A 20,153-nucleotide genomic window follows, 5' to 3' on the forward strand; every position below is an offset into this window, starting at 1 on the left:
GGGCTCAGTACACCGGCGCCGCACCATCCGGCCGCGTCTTGAAGCGGCGGTGCACCCAGTAGTACTGCGAGGGCATCGTGTCGATGTAGCCTTGCAGGCGCTCGTTCATCAAGGCGGTGTCGGCCACCACGTCCTCGCTCGGGAAGTCCTGCCAGGCCGGCAGCACCTCGATCTCGTAGCCGTCCCTGGTGAGCTTCGAGACCACCGGCACGACCTTGGCCCGGCCCAGGCGGGCGAAGCGCGACAGCGAGGGCACGGTGGAGGCCGGCACGCCGTAGAAGGGCACGAAGACCGTCTGGTCGCGGCCGAAGTCCATGTCGGGCAGCAGGTACAGCAAGCCGCCCTTGCGCAGCCCGGCCACGATCGGCTTGATGCCGTCGACCCGGTTCAGCGCGACCACGTTGCCGAAGCGTTTGCGCCCCTCGCGAATCCACTCGTCCACCATCGGATCGCGCTGCGTGGTGTAGATGGTGGTCGAGGGCCGGGCCGTGTGCATGGTCAACGCGGTGGCCGCCGCATCGAGGCCGTAGAAGTGCGGCGCGAACAGGATCATCGGCTCGCTCCCGTTGGCGATCTCGTCGATCTCCCGGGCCGATCCCTTCACCGTGAGCCGGGCGGCCACCGTTGCTTCCGGCGCATGCCAGAGCCAGCTGCGGTCGAGCCAGGACTGCGCCACATAGACGAAGGTTTCGCGTGCGATGCGGCGTCGCTCCTCGGGCGACTTGTCCGGGAAGCACAGCGCGAGGTTGGTATCGACCACGCGCCGGCGCCGCGCTGCGACGGTATGCAGCACCCGGCCCAGAAAAGCCCCGAAGCCGCGCGCCAGAGGCAGCGGCACATGGGCCAGCGTGCGCATGAAGCCGATGCCGAGCTGGGACGACAGGCTCATGGTGCCGCCTCCACTGCCGCCCCCGGTGCCGCCTCGCCGCGCGGCTGCTTGTAGCGCGCATAGTCCCAGACGTACTGGCCCGGCAGCCGGCGGATGAGCCGTTCGATGCCTTCGTTCATGGCGGTGGCGGCGGCTTCGGGCGTGGCCTTCGGATCGTTCAGCGCGGTGCCATCGAAGGCTTCGATGCGGATCGCATAGCCCGCGCCCCGCGGCAGCCGCTCGCAGACGGCAAGGAACACGCGCGAACCGGTCTGCTGCGCGAGACGCGGCAGCAAGGTCATCGTGTAGGCGGGCCGGCCGAAGAAAGGCGCCCACACGCCCTGCCCCAGCGGCGGCACCTGGTCCGGCAGGATGCCGGTGTAGCCGCCGGCGCGCAGCGTGCGCATCAACCCGCGCACGCCGCCCACGCTGGTCGGCAGCGTCTGCAGACCGCGCCGGTCGCGCGAACCGGCGATCAGTTCGGCCATCCATTTCTTGCGGGCCGGCCTGAACAAGGCCGTGATCGGCCCGTAGGCATCGACGAAGCGTTCGCCGACCGCCTGCCCCAGGGTCTCCCAGCTGCCGATGTGCGGCGAGACCAGGATCACGCCCTTGCGCGCGTCCAATGCGGCCTCCAATTCGGCGACGCCATCCCACCGGACGATGCGCGGCAGCACGCTCTCGCCCTGCGGCCGCGCCCACAGCCACGGCAACTCGGCCGCCATGGCGCCTGCCGCGGCAATGGCAGGCCGGTATTGCGCAGGGCTGAAGCCGGCGCTCTCGGCGTTGTCCTTGAAGCGCTTTCGGTAGGTCGGCGCCAGCCACCAGACCAGCCAGCCCAGCCAGCCGCCGACCGCATGCATCAAGGGCAGCGGCACACGGGCGAGCAATCGAAACAAAGCAATCATCGACACGGAGGGGGGGTGAAAACCAGGACGCGCGCGCAGGGTAACGCGGCTCGAATAGAATGCAAATTGTCGCTGAGTTATGGAACTACTTGCAGGGCGACGTTAAACATCACTGCTAAAGCGTTCGCCAAAGCTCCTGATGGGTTGGCAACGCGCCAATTCACTTGCATGGAGTTTTACCGAAATGGCGAACGACTTTCTCTTCACTTCCGAATCGGTTTCCGAAGGCCACCCCGACAAGGTGGCGGACCAGATCTCGGACGCAATTCTGGACGCGATCTTCGCGCAGGACCCGCGCAGCCGCGTGGCCGCCGAGACGCTGACCAACACCGGCCTCGTGGTGCTCGCCGGCGAGATCACGACCAATGCGCACGTCGACTACATCCAGGTGGCGCGCGACACCATCAAGCGCATCGGCTACGACAACACCGACTACGGCATCGACTACAAGGGTTGCGCCGTGATGGTCTGCTATGACAAGCAGTCCAACGACATCGCGCAGGGCGTGGACCATGCGAGCGACGACCACCTCAACACCGGTGCCGGCGACCAGGGCCTGATGTTCGGCTATGCCTGCGACGAAACGCCCGAGCTGATGCCCGCGCCGATCTACTACGCCCACCGCCTGGTGGAGCGCCAGGCCCAGCTGCGCAAGGACGGCCGCCTGCCCTTCCTGCGCCCGGACGCCAAGAGCCAGGTCACGATGCGCTACGTGGACGGCAAGCCGCACAGCATCGACACCGTCGTGCTCTCCACGCAGCACCACCCCGACCAGAGCGAAACGCCGACCAAGATGAAGGGCAGCTTCATCGAGGCCGTGATCGAGGAGATCATCAAGCCGGTGCTCCCCAAGGAGTGGTTGAAGGAAACCAAGTACCTGATCAACCCGACCGGCCGCTTCGTCATCGGCGGCCCGCAGGGCGACTGCGGCCTCACGGGCCGCAAGATCATCGTCGACACCTACGGCGGCGCCTGCCCGCACGGCGGCGGCGCATTCTCGGGCAAGGACCCGAGCAAGGTGGACCGCTCGGCCGCCTACGCGGCGCGCTACGTGGCCAAGAACATCGTCGCCGCCGGCCTCGCGCGCCAGTGCCAGATCCAGGTCGCCTATGCGATCGGCGTGGCCAAGCCGATGAACGTGACGGTCTACACCGAAGGCACGGGCGTGATCTCCGACGAGAAGATCGCCGCGCTGGTGCAGGAGCACTTCGACCTGCGCCCCAAGGGCATCATCCAGATGCTCGATCTGCTGCGCCCGATCTACGGCAAGACCGCTGCCTACGGCCACTTCGGCCGCGAAGAGCCCGAGTTCACCTGGGAGAACACGAGCCAGGCAGCGGCGCTGCGCGCGGCCGCCGGACTCTGAGCGTCAGCGCCGCTGGCGCAACAGTTCTCTAACCTCTTCGTCGCTGGTCTGCGCGAAGTCCGCATACCAGAGGCCGACCGCCCGGAAATGCTCGGGCGTGAACACGCTCAGCACCTCGTCGGCCACGGTGCTCAGCAACTGGACCGCCTCGCGCGAGGCCACCGGCACGGCCACGATGATGCGCTGCGGCTCTGCGGCACGGGCCGCCAGCACGGCTGCATGCATGGTGGCGCCGGTGGCGAGGCCGTCGTCGACCAGGATGACGACATGCCCCGCGAGTGCGAGCGGCGCGCGCTGGCCGCGGTAGAGCTGCTCGCGCCGTGCCAGCTCTACCGTTTCGCGCGCGACCACAGCTTCCATGGCCCGCTCCGACACCGGCCAGAAGCCGGGCAGCTCCGACATCACGCGCACGCCGCCCGATGCGATGGCGCCCATCGCGAATTCTTCCTGGCCCGGAAAGCCGAGCTTGCGCACCACCAGCACATCGAGCGGCGCGTGCAGGAAATGCGCAACCTCCCAGGCCACCGGCACGCCGCCGCGCGGCAGCGCGAGCACAACGACATCGGGGCGCCCACGCCACGCGTCCAGTGCCTTGGCGAGCTTGCGGCCCGCATCGCGTCGGTCCCTGAAATCCATTCAGAAACGATACGCCGCTCCCATGCCGATCGTCCAGTTGCGGCCCGGGGAGGGTTCGAAATAGCGCATGTTCGACTCGTTGACGATCACCGAGCCGATGTAGCGCCGGTCGAAGACGTTGTCCACGCGCGCGAAGGCGTTGAACTCCCAACGCTCCCAGCGCTTGAGGTAGCCCGCATAGAGCGCCACCACCGCGTAGCCGGGTGCTGCAGCGTCGTTGCGGTCGTTGGCCTGGATGCGCCCAAGTGCGCGCAGCTCGGTACCGGCGCGCCAGCCTTCGGGCGGCACCCAGCCGAAGGACGCGAAAAGCGCATGCTCCGCGATCCCAGGGATGCGGTTGCCCGCCGGCACCGTGCTGATCGCGCTGCAAGGCGTCGGCGAGCAGAAGCCGTCGCGGTAGCGCGCATCGAGCCAGGTGTAGGCGAGCTGGGTGCGCCAATGGTTCGCCGTCTCGTGCTGCCAGGAGAGCTCGAAGCCGTCGCGCTGGGTGCGGCCGGCGTTCTGAAAGGTGGCGCGGCCTCCGAAGTTGGTGTTGGTCACGATCTCGTCGCGCGTCCGTGTCTGGAACAGCGCCGCTGTGAGCAGGCCGCCACCCAGGCGCGCCTTGGCGCCGACCTCGACGCTGGTGTTCACCGAAGGCTGCAGAGCGAAGTTGAGCCCGCCGATGCCGTCCGCGCGGTAGGAGAGCTCGTTGAGCGTCGGCGTCTCGAAGCCGCGGCCGACGGAGGCGTAGAGCGCCAGATCGGGCGTGGCCTCGTAGCGCAGCGAAGCCATCGGCAGGGTCTTGCGGTAGCGCGCGCTGCCGCTGTCGTCGCGGTTCGGGCCGACGATGTAGAGATCGTGCGAGGAGAAGCGCACGTTGCTGCGTCGCACGCCGGCTTCGAGCGTCCATCGATCGGCGAAGCGCCAGCTGCCCTGCACGTAGGGATCGAGGTTGCGCACCTCGTTGCGCTCGTTGCGGCGCAAGCGGCCCAGCACGCCCAGGGCCAGTGGCGCACTGGACCGGCCGACGAAGTTCTCCCAGCCGCGGCGGCGCTCGCGCAGGCCGTCGTAGGCCAGGCCGGCGACCAGGTCGAAGGGCCTATCGGCCAGCTGCAGCCTGGCGCTCCAGCGCAGGTCCACGCCGCCGTAGTCGCGCGCCAGGTCGATCACGCCGCCGGCATGCAGCGGGTTCTGCTGCACCGCGGGCGGGATCGCCTGGAACTGGACGGTGCTGCGCTGGCCGCCGTAGACCATCAGGCGCAGCGTGTTCGCGGCATCGATGCGGCGCTCGTAGCTCAGGCCGAGCTGCTGCTGGTCCACGGTCTTGCGCGTATCGAACTGCGTGGCGACCGGATCGACGCCGCGCGGGTTCAGCGCGTACTGGCTGGCCGACAGCCCCAGGGGGTCCTGCGCATAAAGATGCACGCTGTTGAAGACCAGCGTGAGCTTGCTGCCGTCGTCGAGCCGGAAGCCCAGCTTGCCGTTCTGGATCTCGCGATCCGCCGCGCTGTGCTCGCGCCAGCCGTCGGTGTGGAAGCGGCTGGCGCTCAGCAGGTAGTCGATAGCGCCCGAGGAACCGCTGAGCTTGCTGCCGACGCGCGCAGTGCCGAAGCTGCCACCGGCGAGCGAGAAGCCGAGCAGCGGCGGCCCCTGCCCGTCCTCGGTGAAGACCTGCACCACGCCGCCCGACGAATTGCCGTAGAGCGCCGAGAAAGGCCCGCGCAGGATCTCGACACGGTCGGCCGAGCCGATGTCGATGTTGGAGGTCTGGCCCTGGCCGTCGGGCAGCGTGGCCGGGATGCCGTCGACATAGAGCCGCACGCCGCGCACGCCGAAGGTGGAGCGCGCGCCGAAGCCGCGTATCGACAACTGCAGATCCTGCGCGTAGTTCTGGCGGTTCTGGATCTGCAGCCCGGGCACGCTACCCAGGCCTTCGGACAGGTTCACCTGCAGGCGCGCGTCGCGCATCTCATTGCCTTCCACGCGGTCGACCGAACCGGGCACATCGAAGGGCCGCGCCGCGCCGCGCGGCGTGGAGACCGTGATCTCGCGCAGCGTGGGTGCGGACTCGGCATCCTGCGCCGAGGCGGAAGACGCGGCAAGCAGCAGGCAGGCCGTGGCGACGGAGGATTTCATCGCGGCGATTCTGCGGCCAGCCGCCGCGCCGCCACGACGGGCAAGACCCTATGGCGCCGGATCGAGGCCGCGTCTACGAACGCCGAGGCCGGCGCCAGCCGTACCAGGCGCCCACCGCGCACGGAATGCCGAGCGCGACCCATGCCAGCGCATCGCCGGCACCGCCGTCGCTGAAGAGCGCGGACACCAGCCCGATGCAGGTGAGCACGCCCAGCACGATCGGCCAGCCCCACATGGGCCAGAAGCGGGGGCGATGGTGGTGCTTCGTCATGAGCCCGCCTTCGCCGTCGCCGTCGCCGTCGCCGTGGGCTGCGCCAGCGGAACGGCCGCCTGATGTGCCGCTTCGTCGGCACGCGCTGTGGCCGGCACGGCGTTGCCGCGCTTGAGCCACAGATAGAGCCCGCTGCCCAGCACGATGATGGTCGCGATGTCGAGCAGCGCCCAGAGGATCTGCATCGGCATGCCGCCGTAGTCGCCGAAGTGAAGCGGCTGCGAGACCAGGAGTCCTGTCAGGTACCAGGGCAGCTCGGGGCTGGCCGTGATCGCATTGGTCTTGGCGTCGACCAGCACCGGCTGCAGCAGGCGCGAAGTGAAGGGTTCGCTGCCGCGCAGGAACACGGTGTTGTGATGCGGGCTCGAGAAGGCCGTGCCCGGGAAGGCGATGAAGGAAACCTTGTTGCCCGGCGCACGCTCGAGCGCCACGTCCAGCGAGCGCTGCACCGAGCCGCGCTCGGCCTTCGGCACTTCGGGCTGCCCCTGGTAGGGCGCGAGCAGCGTGCTCAGCTGGTCGTACTGCCAGTACTTGATGATCAGGTCGGCCCAGGTGTTGATCATGCCGGTGGCGCCGACCGTGAAGGCCCACACCAGCGTCACGATGCCCAGCAGGTTGTGCAGGTCCAGCCACTTGAGACGCGGCCGGCGCTCGCGCCGCACGGTGCCGAAGTCCAGCTTGCGCATGAAGGGTGAATAGAGCACCACGCCGGAGACGATCGCCACCAGCAGCAGCAAGCCCATGAAGCCGAGGAACAGCTTGCCGGGCAGGCCGGCGAACAGGTCGACGTGCAGCTTGAACATCACGTACATGAAGCCCTCGTCGAACTTGGGCTGCGCCAGCACCTTGGCCGTGCGCGCATCGACCGCAACCGACTTGAAGTCCTCGGTCGGCGCCGGCGTGGGCGTGAGCGTGACGAACCACAGGCCGTCGTCATCCTCCGGCTGCGAGACGAACTGCACCACGCGCTCCGGATGCAGCGCATGCGCGACCTCGATCACGCGGTCCAGGCTTGCGCGCGGCGTGCCGGCGGGCATCTTCGGCGCATCGACCTCGGTGCCCAGCAAGTGGCCGATCTCGTGATGGAAGATCAGCGGCAGCCCGGTGATGCACAGGAGCAGCATGAACACGGTGCAGACCAGGCTGCTCCACTTGTGCACCCAGGCCCAGGCCTTGATTCGTCGGCTGTTCATCGCGGTTTTTTCTCAGGGGTTCAGAAGCGGTAGGTGGCGCTGGCCACCACGTTGCGGCGCGTACCCCACCAGCAGTCGCCGCGCGCGAGGCAGGTGCTGAAGTACTCCTTGTCCGTCGCGTTGTTGATGTTCAGCGCATAGCGCCACTTCGCGGTCTCGTAGGCGAACACGAGGTCCAGCAGCGCGACGCTGGGGATGCGCGGGCCGTAGCCGCCGAAGGAGACATCGCGGAAGGCGCCCATGTAGCGCACGCCCGCGCCGGCCGAGAAGCCCGGCGTGCCAGCGATGGCGAAGCGGTACTTGGCCCAGAGCGCCGCCTGGTGGCGTGGCAGGCCCTCGAGCTGCGGGTCGAGGTCGGTGTAGTTGTAGTGCGCCGTGACATCCAGGTTCGGCGTGATCGAGCCCTTGGCCTCGAGCTCGACGCCGCGCGTCTTGGTCTGGCCGATCTGCGCGTAGACGTTGGGCAGCGGTTGGGCGATCTGGTTCTTCTCGCGCAGGTCGTAGACCGCGGCATTGAAGGCGAGGCTGCGGCCCGCGGGCTCGTACTTGACGCCGACTTCCCACTGCTCGCCGCGCAGCGGCTTGAACACCTGACCGTCACGCGGCGACTGCGGCGTGAAGGACTCGGCATAGCTCACGTACGGCGACCAGCCCGACGCGAAGGCATACAGCACGCCGAAGCGCTTGCTGGTGGCGCTGTCCCTCGAATCCTCGCTGCCCTCGGCGCCGGCGACGACGCGGTCGTGCCGCAAGCCGGCGATGAAGTTCCAGTTTCCCAGCTTGATCTGGTCCTGCAGGTAGACGCCGGCGGCGCGCTGCGTGGTGCGCGGCCGCGCCGTGCGTTCCGGTTCCAGCCGATTGCCGTAGACCGGGGCATAGGCGTCGATCTCGCTGGTGGAGATCCCGCCCCACACGTTCTCGCGATGGCGCTGGTAGTCGGCGCCGACCAGCAGCGTGTGCTTGAGCGCGCCGGTGTCGAAGTGGCTCTCGAGATGGTTGTCCAGCGTGTCGATGCGATTGCGCGTGAGCGAGCTGTCGAGCGAGCGCGACAGGCGCCTCTTGCCGACCGGATCGGCGCCCCAGCCGCCGGTGATGGTGAAGAAGTCGCCCCAGTGGTAGCTGTTGTCGTTCTCGTTTTGCGCGTGGCGGAAGTTCTGGCGGAAAGTGAAGTTCTCGTTGAACTTGTGCTCGAACAGCCAGCCGAAGGTCTTGCGCTCGCTGTTGTAGTAGTCGCCCGGCTCGCCGATGAAGCGGCTGGTCGGCAGGCGCCCGTTCGGGTTCGGGAGGATCGTGCCTTCCCACGGGAAGAATTGCGAGCTCGAGCCGCTCTTGTCCTTCTGGTAGAGGCCCTGCAGCGTGAGCGAGGTCGCCGCGCTCGGGCGCCAGGTCAGCGAGGGCGCGATCAGGCTGCGGTCGTCGGGCACGAAATCGACCTGCGTGTCGGCCTTGCGCTGCACCGCGATCAGCCGGTAGGACCACTGGCCGTCCTCGGTCAGCGGCCCGGTCAGGTCGGCCTGGATCTGCTTTCGGTTCCAGCTGCCGTACTGGATGCCCACTTCGCGCTGGGTTTCGAGCAAGGGTCGCTTGCTCACCATGTTGACGATGCCGGCCGCGGTACCGGATCCGAACAGCATGCCCGAGGGCCCGCGCAGCACCTCGAGGCGCTCGAGCGTGTAGGGCTCGGTGCGCGTGGTGCTGGTGTAGTAGCCGTAGGCCTGGCGCAGGCCGTCGAGGTAGACGTCGGGATACGCGCCGCGAACGCGAAAAGAATCGGTGCGCGCGTCGAGGCCGTAGGCGTCGGAACGCACGCCGGCCGCGTAGCCCAGCGCATCCTGCAGGTTGGTCGCGCCCTGGTCCACGATCTGGTCGCGCGTGATCACCGTCACCGCCTGCGGCGTTTCGGAAAGCGGCGTGTCGGTCTTGGTCGCCGTGGCGGCGTTCTTCGCGCGATAGCCGATCACCGGACTGGTGGCGGATTCGGTTTCGGCGCTGGCGTCGACCCGCACCTCCGGCAGAACGGCGCCGCTGCCCGCTTGGGCAAAAACCTGCGATTGCGCAGACACGGCCAGGCATCCGGCCAGGAGCGATGCGGCCTTGCGCCGCGCGGAAAAACTGGAGTTCAAACCCTCATCCCGAAATCTTGTTAAGAGTGATTCGCATTCTATTGGTGAATTAAATGAAAACTCAACAATCCCGTAGACAGGCCGCTCCTTCGAGGCAGGGTCGCGCGGCTACCATCCGTCCCGCGCCATGCCAGACCTTTTCGCCCGTCTTCTTCCGTTGCTGCGGCGTGCCGCCATGGGCCTGGCATGTCTTGCGGCGGGCTGTGCCGGCCTGCCGCCGCGGGAGCCCCAGCCGCCCGAGCTGGCGATACCCGTCTCCGCGCAGACCGAGCTCGGCCGCATCGTCGCCCCCTTCAACACCCAGCCCGATGAGCTGTCGGCCGTGCGGCCCCTGCCGCAGGCCAGCTTCGCGCTGGACGCCAGGCTCGAACTGATCCGCCGCGCGCAGGCTTCGCTGGACGTGCAGACCTACCAGCTCGGCAAGGACAAGACCGGCCTCCTGATCCTGCGCGAGCTGCGCGATGCCGCGCGGCGCGGCGTGCGGGTGCGCCTGTTGCTCGACGACTTCTATACGGGCGGGCTCGACCGCCTACTGCTGGCGCTGGCCGCCGAGCCGAAGGCCGAGGTGCGCCTGTTCAACCCTTTCGTGAACGGGCGCGAGCACACGGCCACGCGCTGGCTGGATTTCTTCACCGACTTCAAGCGGCTCAACCACCGCATGCACAACAAGCTCTTCATCGCGGACGGCGCCATCGCGATCGCGGGCGGGCGCAACCTCGCAGACGAGTACTTCCTGCGCAGCGAAGGCGCGAACTTCATCGACTTCGAGCTGCTGATGGCCGGCCCGGTGGTGCCGCAGTCCGCGCGCATCTTCGACGACTACTGGAACAGCGACGTGGTCTACCCCTTGCAGCGCATGGTGCGCGCGGCCGACCCGACCGAACAACTGGTGGCGGAGTTCGACCTCGCCACCTCGGAGGCCCATGCGCCCTGGCCCGATGCGCCGCCGGAGAGCGACATCCTCAGCGAGCCGCGCCTCGCCGAGCAGCTCGCGCGCGGCGAGCTGCTCTGGATGCGCGCCGAGGCCCAAGCCCTGGCCGACAGCCCGAACAAGGCGCTCGGCACCCGGCCGCCCGGCATGGAGACGCTGGCGCGCCGCTGGTACGCCACGATGGCGACTGCCAAGTCGCAAGTGCTGGTGATCTCGCCCTACTTCATCCCCGGCGACGAGGGCATGGAGCGGATCCGCGCCGCCCGCGCGCGCGGCCTGCGCATCACCATCATCACCAACTCGCTGGCCGACAGCGACGAACCGCTGGTCAACGTCAACTACAACCGCTTTCGCGTCGCGCTGCTTCAGACCGGCGTGGAACTGCTCGAGGTCAGCACGCAGCAGTTGAAGCGCAACACGCAGATCCGCCGCCTGCTGCGCCAGGCCCGCGGCCGCCTGCATGCCAAGCTGGCCCTGATCGACCGCGAGTGGGTGCTGCTCGGCTCGATGAACCTCGATCCGCGCTCCGAGCGGCTCAACACCGAGTTCGGCGTGCGCGTGCACAGCTTCGAGCTCACGCAGGCGCTGCTCTATGCCTACCTGCTGGACGACATCGAGGGCGTCTACCGCGTGGTCCTCAAGCCCGACGGCCAGAGCGTGCAATGGGTGGGCACCGGAGACGAGACCAACGAGGTGCTCGACGACGAGCCCGACTCGAGCATGCTGACGCGGCTGCAGTTGCTGCTGTTCTCGTGGTTTGTACCGACCGACCAGCTCTAAACAAAGCCCCTTCTCCTGCCGATATTCATCCGTACTCCCTCCACCAACTGCGGAGATCAAAGATGAATACATCGCTCGCCGGGGCCTCGGCCTCGCTGGACCTGGCCAGCCTGAGACGACAGGCCGACTCGTGGATGATGGGCGCGCTGACCCTGGGGTGCCTGATGGCCGCAGGCCTCGGTTTCGTCCAGGGGAGCTTCGGACCGGCGCTGGGCGCCGCTGGCCTGCTCATGGCGGTCGGCCTCGCGCTCCATGCGCTCGCGCGCGGCACCCTGTTGGCGCGCTGCACGTTCCCGGTGCTGCTGATGGCCACCGTGGCGCTGCAGATCCAGCTCGGCATGGGGCGCGTCGAATACCACTTCGGCGTCTTCGTCACGCTGGCCTTTCTCCTCCTCTACCGCGACTGGAAGCCGCTGGTCATCGGCGCCGGCGCGATCGCCGTGCACCACGTGGCCTTCGACCGCCTGCAGGCGCTGGGCTTTCCGGTCTACTGCACGACCGAGCCGGACTTCGCGATCGTGCTGCTGCACGCCGGCTACGTGGTGGTGCAGACCGGCTTCGAGATCCTGATCGGCGAGCGCATGCGCCGCGATGCGGTCCAGGGGCACGAGCTGCACCAGCTGGTCAGTCGGCTGGAACAGGGCGAACGCCTCGCGCTCGACGGCGTGAACATCGAAGCGCGTTCGCCGGCCGCGCGCCTGCTGCAATCGGCGCTGCAACGCATCGCCGGCGCGATCGGCCATGTGGACCATGCGTCGAGCACCATCGGCACCGCCGCGCTCGAGATCGCAAGCGGGCAGCAGGATTTGTCGAAGCGAACCGAGTCCACCGCCTCCAGCCTGCAGCAGACCTCGGCCTCGATGCACCAGCTCACCGAGACCGTGCAGCAGAACGCCGATGCCGTGCGCCAGGCCCACGCGCTCGTGGGCTCCGCCGCGCAGGCCGCCACGCGCGGCGGCGCGGTGGTGGGCCAGGTGGTCGCCAACATGGACGAGATCACGGCCGCGTCGAAGAAGATCGGCGACATCATCGGCGTGATTGACGGCATCGCCTTCCAGACCAACATCCTCGCGCTCAATGCCGCGGTCGAGGCGGCGCGCGCGGGCGAACAGGGCCGCGGCTTCGCGGTGGTGGCGGCGGAGGTGCGCAACCTCGCGCAGCGCAGCGCGCAGGCCGCGCGCGAGATCAAGGGCCTGATCGGCGACTCGGTGCTGCGCGTGGCCTCGGGCGCTCAGCTGGTCGAGGATGCGGGACGCACGATGGCCGAGATCGTCGCCGCCGTGGAACGCGTGACGGGCCTGATGGCCGAGCTCAATGCCTCCACGGCCGAGCAAAGCGACAGCATCGGCCAGGTGACCCAGGCCATCTCCCAGCTCGACCAGATGACGCAGCAGAACGCCAGCCTGGTCGAGCAATCGGCCGCAGCCTCGCGGTCGCTGCGCGAGCAGGCGACGGGGCTGGCCGAAGTGGTGAAGGTGTTCATGCTCAGGCCAGCGGGATCTGCGTCGTCGACAGCACCTGCTTGATCACAATGAAGGACCGGATCTGCCGCACGCCTGGCAGGTAGAGCAGCTGCTCGGCGTGCAGCCGGTTGAAGCTCTCGCTGTCGGCGGTGCGCACCAGCATGAAGTAGTCGAACTCGCCGGTCACGACGTGGCACTCCATGCAGCCGGAGATCTTCACCGCGGCCTTCTCGAAGTCGTTGAAGGATTCGGGCGTCGAGCGGTCGAGCACCACACCGATCATCACCAGCATGCCGGCGCCGAGCGCCTGCGGATTCAGGAGCGCGACCGTGGCGCCGATCATTCCCGAGCGCTTCAGACGCTCGACGCGGCGCAGGCAGGCCGGCGGGCTCAGATGGACCTTGGCGGCCAGCGCCACGTTGGAGATCGAGGCATCGCGCTGCAGTGCCCGAAGAATCGATTTGTCGGTGCGATCGAGCAGAGACGCCGCTTCCGGCGCGCTACGAACTTTTGTTGCTTGATTTCTGGCCATCGTGAAATGAAACGCTGACGAACTGATCAGCAGGATGCTCATGGTGCGTTGAAAGCCAAGTTTTCACAACCCTGTGAACCGCACTTCTTCCTACGATGGCCCCATCGCCGCACCCAAGGAGCATCGCCATGAACCTGAGCCGCTACCCCCGTTATCCGCTGACCTTCGGCCCCACGCCGATCCACCCGCTCAAGCGCCTGAGCGCACACCTGGGCGGCAAGGTCGATCTCTATGCCAAGCGCGAGGACTGCAACAGCGGCCTGGCCTTCGGCGGCAACAAGACGCGCAAGCTCGAGTACCTGATTCCCGAGGCGCTGGCCCAGGGCTGCGACACGCTGGTGTCCATCGGCGGCATCCAGTCGAACCAGACGCGCCAGGTCGCCGCCGTGGCCGCGCACCTGGGGCTCAAGTGCGTGCTGGTGCAGGAGAACTGGGTCAACTATTCGGATGCCGTCTACGACCGCGTGGGCAACATCGAGATGTCGCGCATCCTCGGTGCCGATGTGCGCCTGGACGCGGCCGGCTTCGACATCGGCATCCGCCCGAGCTGGGAGCAGGCCATGGACGATGTGCGCAAGGCCGGCGGCAAGCCCTTCCCGATTCCGGCCGGCTGCTCCGAGCATCCTTTCGGCGGGCTGGGCTTCGTCGGCTTCGCCGAAGAGGTGCGCGCACAGGAGGCCGAACTGGGCTTCAAGTTCGACTACATCGTGGTCTGCTCGGTCACCGGCAGCACGCAGGCCGGCATGGTGGTCGGCTTCGCGGCCGACGGCCGCGCCGACCGCGTCATCGGCATCGACGCATCGGCCAAGCCCGAGCAGACGCGGGCGCAGATCCTGCGCATCGCGCGCAGCACCGCCGAGCTCGTCGGGCTGGGCCGCGACATCACCGAACAGGACGTGATTCTCGACACGCGCTACGGCGGCCCCGAATACGGGCTTCCCAACGAAGGCACGCTGGAAGCCATCCGTCTCTGCGCGCGGCAGGAAGGCATGCTGACCGACCCGGTGTACGAGGGCAAGTCGATGCACGGAATGATCGACAGGGTGCGCCGTGGAGAGTTCGCACCGGGCTCGAAGGTGCTCTATGCCCACCTGGGCGGCGTGCCGGCGCTCAATGCCTACAGCTTCCTGTTCCGCAACGGCTGAGCGCTCACTCGGGCCGGATGTCGAGCTCGCGCACGGTCCGGCTCCAGCGCTCCACGTCCTTCTGCACCAGCGCACGCGTGTCGGCGACCGAAAGCGCGAGCGGCTTGCCGCCGGCCTTGCGGAAGGTCTCGGTCACCTCCGGCATCGCGATCACGCGTGCGAGTTCGGTTCGCAAGCGCTCCAGGATGGCGGGCGGCGTCTTCGCCGGCGCGAACAGGCCGAACCACGATTCCAGTTCCAGCGGCGCCGCGCCGGTCTGCGCGATGGTCGGGATGTCCGGCTGCGTCGGGATGCGCGCCGCACCGGAAACCGCGAGCGCGCGCACCGTGCCGGCATCGATCTGGGTGCGCGCGGTCGACGAGAGATCGAAGAACAGATCGACGCGGCCGCCGATCAGGTCCTGGTAGGCCGCCTGTGCGCCGCGGTAGGGCACGTGGGTCAGCTCCACGCCCGCCGCATGCCACAGCGCCGCGGCAATCACGTGCTGGCCCGAGCCGTTGCCGGCCGATGCGTAGTTGAGCTTCTTCGGGTTGGCCTTGGCGTAGCCGATCACTTCCTTCAGCGTGGCTTGCGGCAGGTCCTTGCGCGCCATCAGCGTGTAGCTGTAGGCCACGGCCAGGCCCAGCGGCTCGAAGTCGCGCAGGCTGTCATAGGGCAGGTTGCGATACATGCCCATGTTCAAGGCCAGGTTCGATACCGAGCCCAGCAGCAGCGTGTAGCCGTCGGCCGACGCCTTGGCGACCAGGTCGGTGCCGACGACCGTGCCCGAGCCCGGCCGGTTCTCGACCACCACCGGCTGGCCCAGTTGCTTGCCCAGGCGGTCGGCCAGCGTGCGGGCGACGAAGTCGAAGCCGCCGCCTGCCGGCTGGGGCACGACGATGCGCAGCGGATGGTCGGGGTAGCCGCCCTGCGCGATGGCAGCGCATGCGGTGAAGGCCAGCGCGGCGCCGAGCGCCGCGCGGCGGGTGAGGCAATGGTCCATGGCGCGCTGCCGGGCTCAGCGCTCGAGCGCACCGCCGGCCAGCCACGCGGTGCCGCGACGGTACAGCGCCTCGACCGCCTCGCCCTTCAGCATCGGCATGTCGAGCTTGACCGTGTAACCGATGCGGGTCTGGATGTAGGCGAGATGGCGATAGCCCTCGGGAAACTTCGCCAGCGCTTCGGCATCGAGCTCGACGGTTGCGGCCGGGTCGACGGGATCGATGCGGTCCTTCTCATAGATCGGCTGCCGATGCAGCAGCTTCCATTCGCCTTCGTGCCTGACGATGAAGTCGTAGAAGCGGCCGGTGCACACCACGTCGCAGAGCACGCCCTCGACCATGCCGCGCTGCGAGATGGTCATCTTGGTCTGCGCGATGGCGCGCTCGCCCGCCACCTCGATGGCCGAGCCGCCCAGGAAGTGCAGGATGCTCACGCCCTTGGCCCAACCCTCCTGCGTGACGCGGATGAACTCGCGGAACGGGCCCTGGAACCAGGTGGCCATCATCACGCCCTCGGGATGCCACACGGTGGCGAAGCGCTCCCAGTCGCCGGCGTCGCGCCAGACCGCCCAGCGCTCGACCAGCCGGCGGATCAGGAGTTCCTGCTGCAGTGTCTCGTCCATGTCGTCTCCTTGGTGGCGCCGGAGTTTGCGCAAGGCGGCCGGCCGGCGCAAGGACGCGAGCGGAAATCAGTTTTCCGGGCCTGCACAGCCGTGGCGCGTGCAAGGCCGACGCCGGATAACGCAAGCCGCCTACAGCCAATTTCGCTGGCGCTGGCAGCATCCCCCGGCCAACTTTGGAGGTCTGCGTGCATCTGGATGAATGTTTTGCAATGATCGCCCGGCTGAGTCCCAACGCCGCGAAGCTCGCGGCGCGCATGCTGCGCAAGGATCCAGCGGCGCCGGCGGAATGGGCCTTCGCGCTCGAGGTCGGCCTGGCGGACCGCGCCCAAGGCTCGGATCCATTGACGACGGACGATCTGCTGCTGATCGCCATGGACAAGGATCCGAAGCATTTCCCGGCCGGCCCCGCGGCCGAGTACAGCGCGCAGCAGGTGCAGGCCATGGAGTTCGTCCGGGCAGTGCGGCGCAAAGGCCCTTATCCCGTTTCGGCCGCCTCCGCCCTGGGGGGCGATCTGCTCGCCGCTCCTCGATGAAGTCGATGCAGGCGCTCGACGGGAAGAAGCGCTGACAGGCCGCTACAGGGCAGCTTCGGTCGACATGCGCTCGGCCGCGGCGGCCCGCAGGCATCGCATCAGTTGCTCGGTAGCCGGCGTCGGGTTGCGCCCGTGCATCGTGATCATGCCAACCGGCGGCAGCTCGATCGGGACCGGCAGCCTGAGCGCCTTGACGAGGCCCTCGCCTTCGAAATGCCGCGCCACGCCGAGCGCAAGAAAGCCGGCCGCGGATCGCTCCCGGATGCAGCTGAGCGTCACGAGAAAGGATGCCGTCTCGACGATGTCCACAGGCGGCACCAGGCGATGCTTGTAGAACATCTGCTCGAGCTTCATGCGCGACGACGCCCAGGGCGGAGGCACCACCCACGGCAGTTGGACAAGCTGGCGCCAGGTCGGCCTGGCGGCGGACGCCAGTTCATGGTCGGGCCGCACCACGACGCACATGGGCTCGGCGTACAAGGCTTCGGTTTTCAGGTCCGGCGCCGCATACCCCGGCTCGAGCCGCCCGACGAAGAGATCCAGCTCGCCGACGCGCAAGCGCGGCAGCAGGCGGGTGAGATCTCCCTCCTCGATCATGACGGTGGTCTGTGTCGAACGCTCCTTCAGCAACGCGACGGCACGCATCAGCAAGGAGGGCGTGGCGACCACCATGGCGCCGACGCTGGTCCGGCCTGCCGCGCCGCTCGCCACGGCAGCGATCTCGTCGCGCGTGCGGCCGTAGTCGGCCAGCACCGACCGCGCGAATCGCACCACGGCCGATCCGTAGGCGGTCGGTTCCGTCCCGCGTGTCGAACGCACGAAGAGTTCGAGGTCGAACATGCGTTCGATCTCCGCCAGCGTCTTCGATACCGCCGGCTGAGTGACCGACAGGAATTCGGCCGCACGGCCGAGATGGCGGAACTCGTCGAGCGACACCAGCAACTGCAGATGCCGCAGCTTCAGGTTGGAGCGAAGCACGCGATCGATGGCAGGCATCGTTCATAACCCAATAGGAAAGAAGAGAGTCGGTAACTTCATTGGATTGTAATGATGAGACCCTGAACAATCGGCGCTTCCCACGATGCAATCAGGAGACAAGACAATGCGATCCAATCGCCGCCAGTTCATGCTGGGCAGCCTCGGCGCCGCCATGCTTCCATTCGCCGCCACGCACGCTGTCGCGGCCGGCTACCCCGATCGTCCCGTCACCTTCATCTGCCCCTGGCCCGCCGGCGGCACTGCGGACGTGACCATGCGCGCGCTGTGCACCGCCGCGGCCAGGGAGCTCGGGCAGTCGGTCGTGGTGGACAACAAGGCCGGCGCCTCCGGGATGATCGGCCTGAAGGCGCTGGCGAGCGCCAAGCCCGACGGCTACACGATCGGCCAGATCCCGATCTCGGTGACGCGCTTTTCGCAGCTCGGCATGGTGCAGGTCGATCCCCTCAAGGACCTCAGCTACATCGCGCGCGTTTCGGGCCAGACCTTCGGCATCGCGGTGCGTGCCGAAGCGCCCTGGAAGACGCTCAAGGACCTGGTGGCCGACGCCAAGGCCAACCCCGACAAGATCACCTACGGCACCGCCGGCCTGGGCGGCGCGACGCATGTCGGCATGGAGGAGTTCGCCATCGCCGCCGGCGTGAAGTTCAACGCCATTCCCTTCAAGGGCGGTGCGGAGGCGCTGCAGGCGCTGATGGGCGGCCACGTCGATGTGCTGGCCGATTCCAGCTCCTGGGCGCCGCATGTCAAGTCGGGCAAGCTGCGCCTCCTGGCCACGTGGGGCGAGCAGCGCACGACGGAGTTCAAGGACGCGCCCACTTTGAAAGAGGCCGGCTACAACGTCGTGGTGGATGCACCCAACGGCATCGGCGCGCCGAAGGGCCTGCCCGCGGACGTCGCCGCCCGGCTGCGCGCGGCCTTCAAGGTCGCCGTCGCGAGTCCGGAATTCGCCGCCGCCTGCGCCAGGATCGACGCGCCGCTCATGTACCTCGACGCGCCGGACTACGAGAAATACGTGAGCGCCAGCGTGGCCAAGGAAAAGTTGCTCATCGAGAGGCTCAAGCTCAAGGAGCTGATGAGCAAGAACTGAGGCGAACCCGCCAGGAGATCTGCATGACCGCTGTTGCCACCGCTGCCGTCGCCGCCCCTTCGCCGCTCATCCGGCTGCACGAGAACGACAACGTGCTGATCGCCCGCGCCCCCATCGCGCTGGGCCAGGCATTGCCGGAGCTGGGCCTGCGCGTGCGCGCGCAGGTGCCTGCCGGCCACAAGATCGCGGCGAGCCGGATCGCCGCCGGCGAGAAGGTCAGGAAGTACGACACCGTCATCGGCGCAGCCATGCGCGACATCGAGCCCGGCGAGCACGTGCACACGCACAACCTCGAGCTGGTCGACTTCGACCGCGACCCGGGCTTCTGCGAGGACGTGCGCCCCGTCGACTACGTCCCGGAGGCCGAGCGCGCCACGTTCATGGGCATCGTGCGCCCGGACGGCAGCGTCGCCACGCGCAACTTCGTCGGCCTGATCTCGTCGGTCAATTGCTCGGCCACCGTCATCAAGCAGATCGCCGCCCACTTCACGCCGGAGCGCCTGGCGCCGTACCCGAATGTCGACGGCGTGGTGGCCTTCGCGCAGACCAGCGGCTGCGGCATGTCGTCGCCGAGCGAGCACTTCGACGTGCTGCGCCGGACCATTGCCGGCTATGCGCGCCATCCGAACCTCGCCGGCGTGCTGATCGTCGGCCTCGGCTGCGAACGCAACCAGGTCGCCGACCTCGTGGCATCGCAGGGTCTCGTGCCCGGCCCGCATGTGCGAACCTTCGTGATGCAGGACACCGGCGGCACCCGCGCCACCATCGCCGCGGGCATTGCGGCCATCGAGTCCATGCTGCCCGCCGCGAACGACGTGAAGCGCCAGCCGGTCAGCGCGGCGCACCTGAAGATCGGCCTGGAATGCGGCGGCTCGGACGGCTTCTCCGGCATCACCGCCAATCCGGCGCTGGGCGCGGCGATGGACATCCTGGTGCGCCACGGCGGCACCGCCATCCTCTCGGAGACCCCGGAAATCCATGGCGTGGAGTTCATGCTCACGCGCCGCGCCGTGAGCCCGGCAGTGGGGCAAAAACTGCTCGACCGCCTCGCCTGGTGGGAGGAGTACACACGCGGCCACAACGGGCAGTTCAATGGCGTTGTGGGCCCCGGCAACCAGGCCGGCGGGCTGGCCAACATCTTCGAGAAGTCCCTCGGGTCTGCGATGAAGGGCGGCACCACGCCGCTGCAGGCGGTGTACGAATATGCCGAGACTATCGACAAGTCCGGCTTCGTGTTCATGGACTCGCCCGGCTACGACCCGGTGGCCTCGACCGGCCAGATCGCCAGCGGCGCAAACCTGATCTGCTTCACGACCGGCCGCGGCTCGATGTTCGGCTCCAAGCCGTCGCCGACCATCAAGCTCGCGAGCAACACGGCCATGTTCACCCGTCTCGAGGACGACATGGACATCAACTGCGGCCTGATCCTGGACGGCGAACTCGACGTGCAGCAGATGGGCGAGCGCATCTTCCAGCACATCCTGCGCGCCGCTTCGGGTGAACCGACCAAGAGCGAGTTGCTGGGCCTGGGCGATCACGAGTTCGTGCCCTGGCACATGGGCATCGTGAGCTGAGCCTTCCTTCGTTAGCCGAACCC

The 20,153-nt window shown here is 68.1% G+C and carries 18 protein-coding genes; 7 read left to right on the top strand and 11 right to left on the bottom strand.

All coding sequences use genetic code 11. The annotated features are described in order from the left end of the window. Positions 1–4 precede the first annotated feature (4 nt). Positions 5–889, bottom strand: a complete 885-nt coding sequence (locus ACSQ86_RS23100; RefSeq protein ID WP_436293270.1) for a lysophospholipid acyltransferase family protein — start codon at positions 887–889, stop codon at positions 5–7. Next, positions 886–1,776, bottom strand: a complete 891-nt coding sequence (locus ACSQ86_RS23105; RefSeq protein ID WP_436305209.1) for a lysophospholipid acyltransferase family protein — start codon at positions 1,774–1,776, stop codon at positions 886–888. The genes ACSQ86_RS23100 and ACSQ86_RS23105 overlap by 4 nt, the downstream gene beginning before the upstream one ends. 184 nt (positions 1,777–1,960) lie before the next feature. Here ACSQ86_RS23105 and metK point away from each other — a divergent pair, with 184 nt between their 5' ends. Continuing rightward, entirely contained in the window at positions 1,961–3,142 is a 1,182-nt protein-coding gene (gene metK, locus ACSQ86_RS23110; RefSeq protein WP_093105552.1) for a methionine adenosyltransferase, read from the top strand. Between the two features lie 3 nt (positions 3,143–3,145). On the opposite strand, the gene ACSQ86_RS23115 is transcribed toward metK, so the two are convergent. The 5 genes from ACSQ86_RS23115 to ACSQ86_RS23135 all read right to left on the bottom strand — a co-directional run bounded on the left by ACSQ86_RS23115 (position 3,146) and on the right by ACSQ86_RS23135 (position 9,483). Then, entirely contained in the window at positions 3,146–3,778 is a 633-nt protein-coding gene (locus tag ACSQ86_RS23115) for a phosphoribosyltransferase (protein WP_436305211.1), read from the bottom strand. Further along, positions 3,779–5,896 carry a TonB-dependent receptor family protein gene (locus ACSQ86_RS23120; RefSeq protein WP_436305212.1) on the bottom strand — a complete coding sequence of 706 codons (2,118 nt, stop codon included), beginning with the start codon at positions 5,894–5,896 and terminating at the stop codon, positions 3,779–3,781. 73 nt (positions 5,897–5,969) lie between these two features. After that, positions 5,970–6,167, bottom strand: a complete 198-nt coding sequence (locus tag ACSQ86_RS23125) for a hypothetical protein (protein ID WP_436305213.1) — start codon at positions 6,165–6,167, stop codon at positions 5,970–5,972. Beyond that, on the bottom strand, positions 6,164–7,360 hold the full coding sequence (locus ACSQ86_RS23130; RefSeq protein WP_436309643.1) for a PepSY-associated TM helix domain-containing protein: 1,197 nt from the start codon (positions 7,358–7,360) through the stop codon (positions 6,164–6,166). The genes ACSQ86_RS23125 and ACSQ86_RS23130 overlap by 4 nt, the downstream gene beginning before the upstream one ends. A gap of 20 nt (positions 7,361–7,380) precedes the next feature. Next, complete coding sequence (locus tag ACSQ86_RS23135) at positions 7,381–9,483, bottom strand: TonB-dependent siderophore receptor (RefSeq protein ID WP_436309644.1); 2,103 nt, start codon at positions 9,481–9,483, stop codon at positions 7,381–7,383. Between the two features lie 127 nt (positions 9,484–9,610). Between ACSQ86_RS23135 and ACSQ86_RS23140 the strand changes: the two genes are divergently transcribed. Continuing rightward, positions 9,611–11,194 carry a phospholipase D family protein gene (locus ACSQ86_RS23140; protein ID WP_436309645.1) on the top strand — a complete coding sequence of 528 codons (1,584 nt, stop codon included), beginning with the start codon at positions 9,611–9,613 and terminating at the stop codon, positions 11,192–11,194. A gap of 62 nt (positions 11,195–11,256) precedes the next feature. Further along, the gene (locus ACSQ86_RS23145; RefSeq protein ID WP_436309646.1) at positions 11,257–12,720 is read left to right on the top strand and encodes a methyl-accepting chemotaxis protein; all 1,464 of its coding nucleotides are present in this window, start codon (positions 11,257–11,259) and stop codon (positions 12,718–12,720) included. Here the strand turns inward: ACSQ86_RS23145 and ACSQ86_RS23150 are convergent. Further along, entirely contained in the window at positions 12,680–13,189 is a 510-nt protein-coding gene (locus ACSQ86_RS23150; RefSeq protein ID WP_436309647.1) for an Lrp/AsnC family transcriptional regulator, read from the bottom strand. The two genes, ACSQ86_RS23145 and ACSQ86_RS23150, sit on opposite strands and share 41 nt — an antisense overlap. A gap of 128 nt (positions 13,190–13,317) precedes the next feature. Between ACSQ86_RS23150 and ACSQ86_RS23155 the strand changes: the two genes are divergently transcribed. Then, complete coding sequence (locus tag ACSQ86_RS23155) at positions 13,318–14,334, top strand: 1-aminocyclopropane-1-carboxylate deaminase (RefSeq protein WP_436309648.1); 1,017 nt, start codon at positions 13,318–13,320, stop codon at positions 14,332–14,334. A gap of 4 nt (positions 14,335–14,338) precedes the next feature. On the opposite strand, the gene ACSQ86_RS23160 is transcribed toward ACSQ86_RS23155, so the two are convergent. Together ACSQ86_RS23160 and ACSQ86_RS23165 are read right to left on the bottom strand one after the other, a co-directional pair. Beyond that, positions 14,339–15,316, bottom strand: a complete 978-nt coding sequence (locus ACSQ86_RS23160; protein WP_436309649.1) for a Bug family tripartite tricarboxylate transporter substrate binding protein — start codon at positions 15,314–15,316, stop codon at positions 14,339–14,341. A 15-nt stretch (positions 15,317–15,331) separates the two neighbouring features. Continuing rightward, positions 15,332–15,937 (bottom strand): nuclear transport factor 2 family protein, encoded by a 606-nt coding sequence (locus ACSQ86_RS23165; protein ID WP_436309650.1) that lies wholly within the window; start codon positions 15,935–15,937, stop codon positions 15,332–15,334. A gap of 209 nt (positions 15,938–16,146) precedes the next feature. Here ACSQ86_RS23165 and ACSQ86_RS23170 point away from each other — a divergent pair, with 209 nt between their 5' ends. Further along, complete coding sequence (locus tag ACSQ86_RS23170) at positions 16,147–16,470, top strand: hypothetical protein (RefSeq protein WP_093105525.1); 324 nt, start codon at positions 16,147–16,149, stop codon at positions 16,468–16,470. A gap of 42 nt (positions 16,471–16,512) precedes the next feature. Here ACSQ86_RS23170 and ACSQ86_RS23175 read toward each other — a convergent pair whose 3' ends face one another. Beyond that, positions 16,513–17,466 carry a LysR substrate-binding domain-containing protein gene (locus ACSQ86_RS23175; protein ID WP_436293262.1) on the bottom strand — a complete coding sequence of 318 codons (954 nt, stop codon included), beginning with the start codon at positions 17,464–17,466 and terminating at the stop codon, positions 16,513–16,515. A 106-nt stretch (positions 17,467–17,572) separates the two neighbouring features. Here ACSQ86_RS23175 and ACSQ86_RS23180 point away from each other — a divergent pair, with 106 nt between their 5' ends. Continuing rightward, positions 17,573–18,556, top strand: coding sequence for a Bug family tripartite tricarboxylate transporter substrate binding protein (locus ACSQ86_RS23180; protein WP_436305222.1), 984 nt, complete (start codon positions 17,573–17,575; stop codon positions 18,554–18,556). A 23-nt stretch (positions 18,557–18,579) separates the two neighbouring features. Further along, entirely contained in the window at positions 18,580–20,130 is a 1,551-nt protein-coding gene (locus ACSQ86_RS23185) for a UxaA family hydrolase (RefSeq protein ID WP_093105516.1), read from the top strand. Positions 20,131–20,153: the final 23 nt, after the last annotated feature.

Source organism: Variovorax sp. LjRoot130, assembly GCF_964253755.1.
Lineage (GTDB): Bacteria > Pseudomonadota > Gammaproteobacteria > Burkholderiales > Burkholderiaceae_C > Variovorax.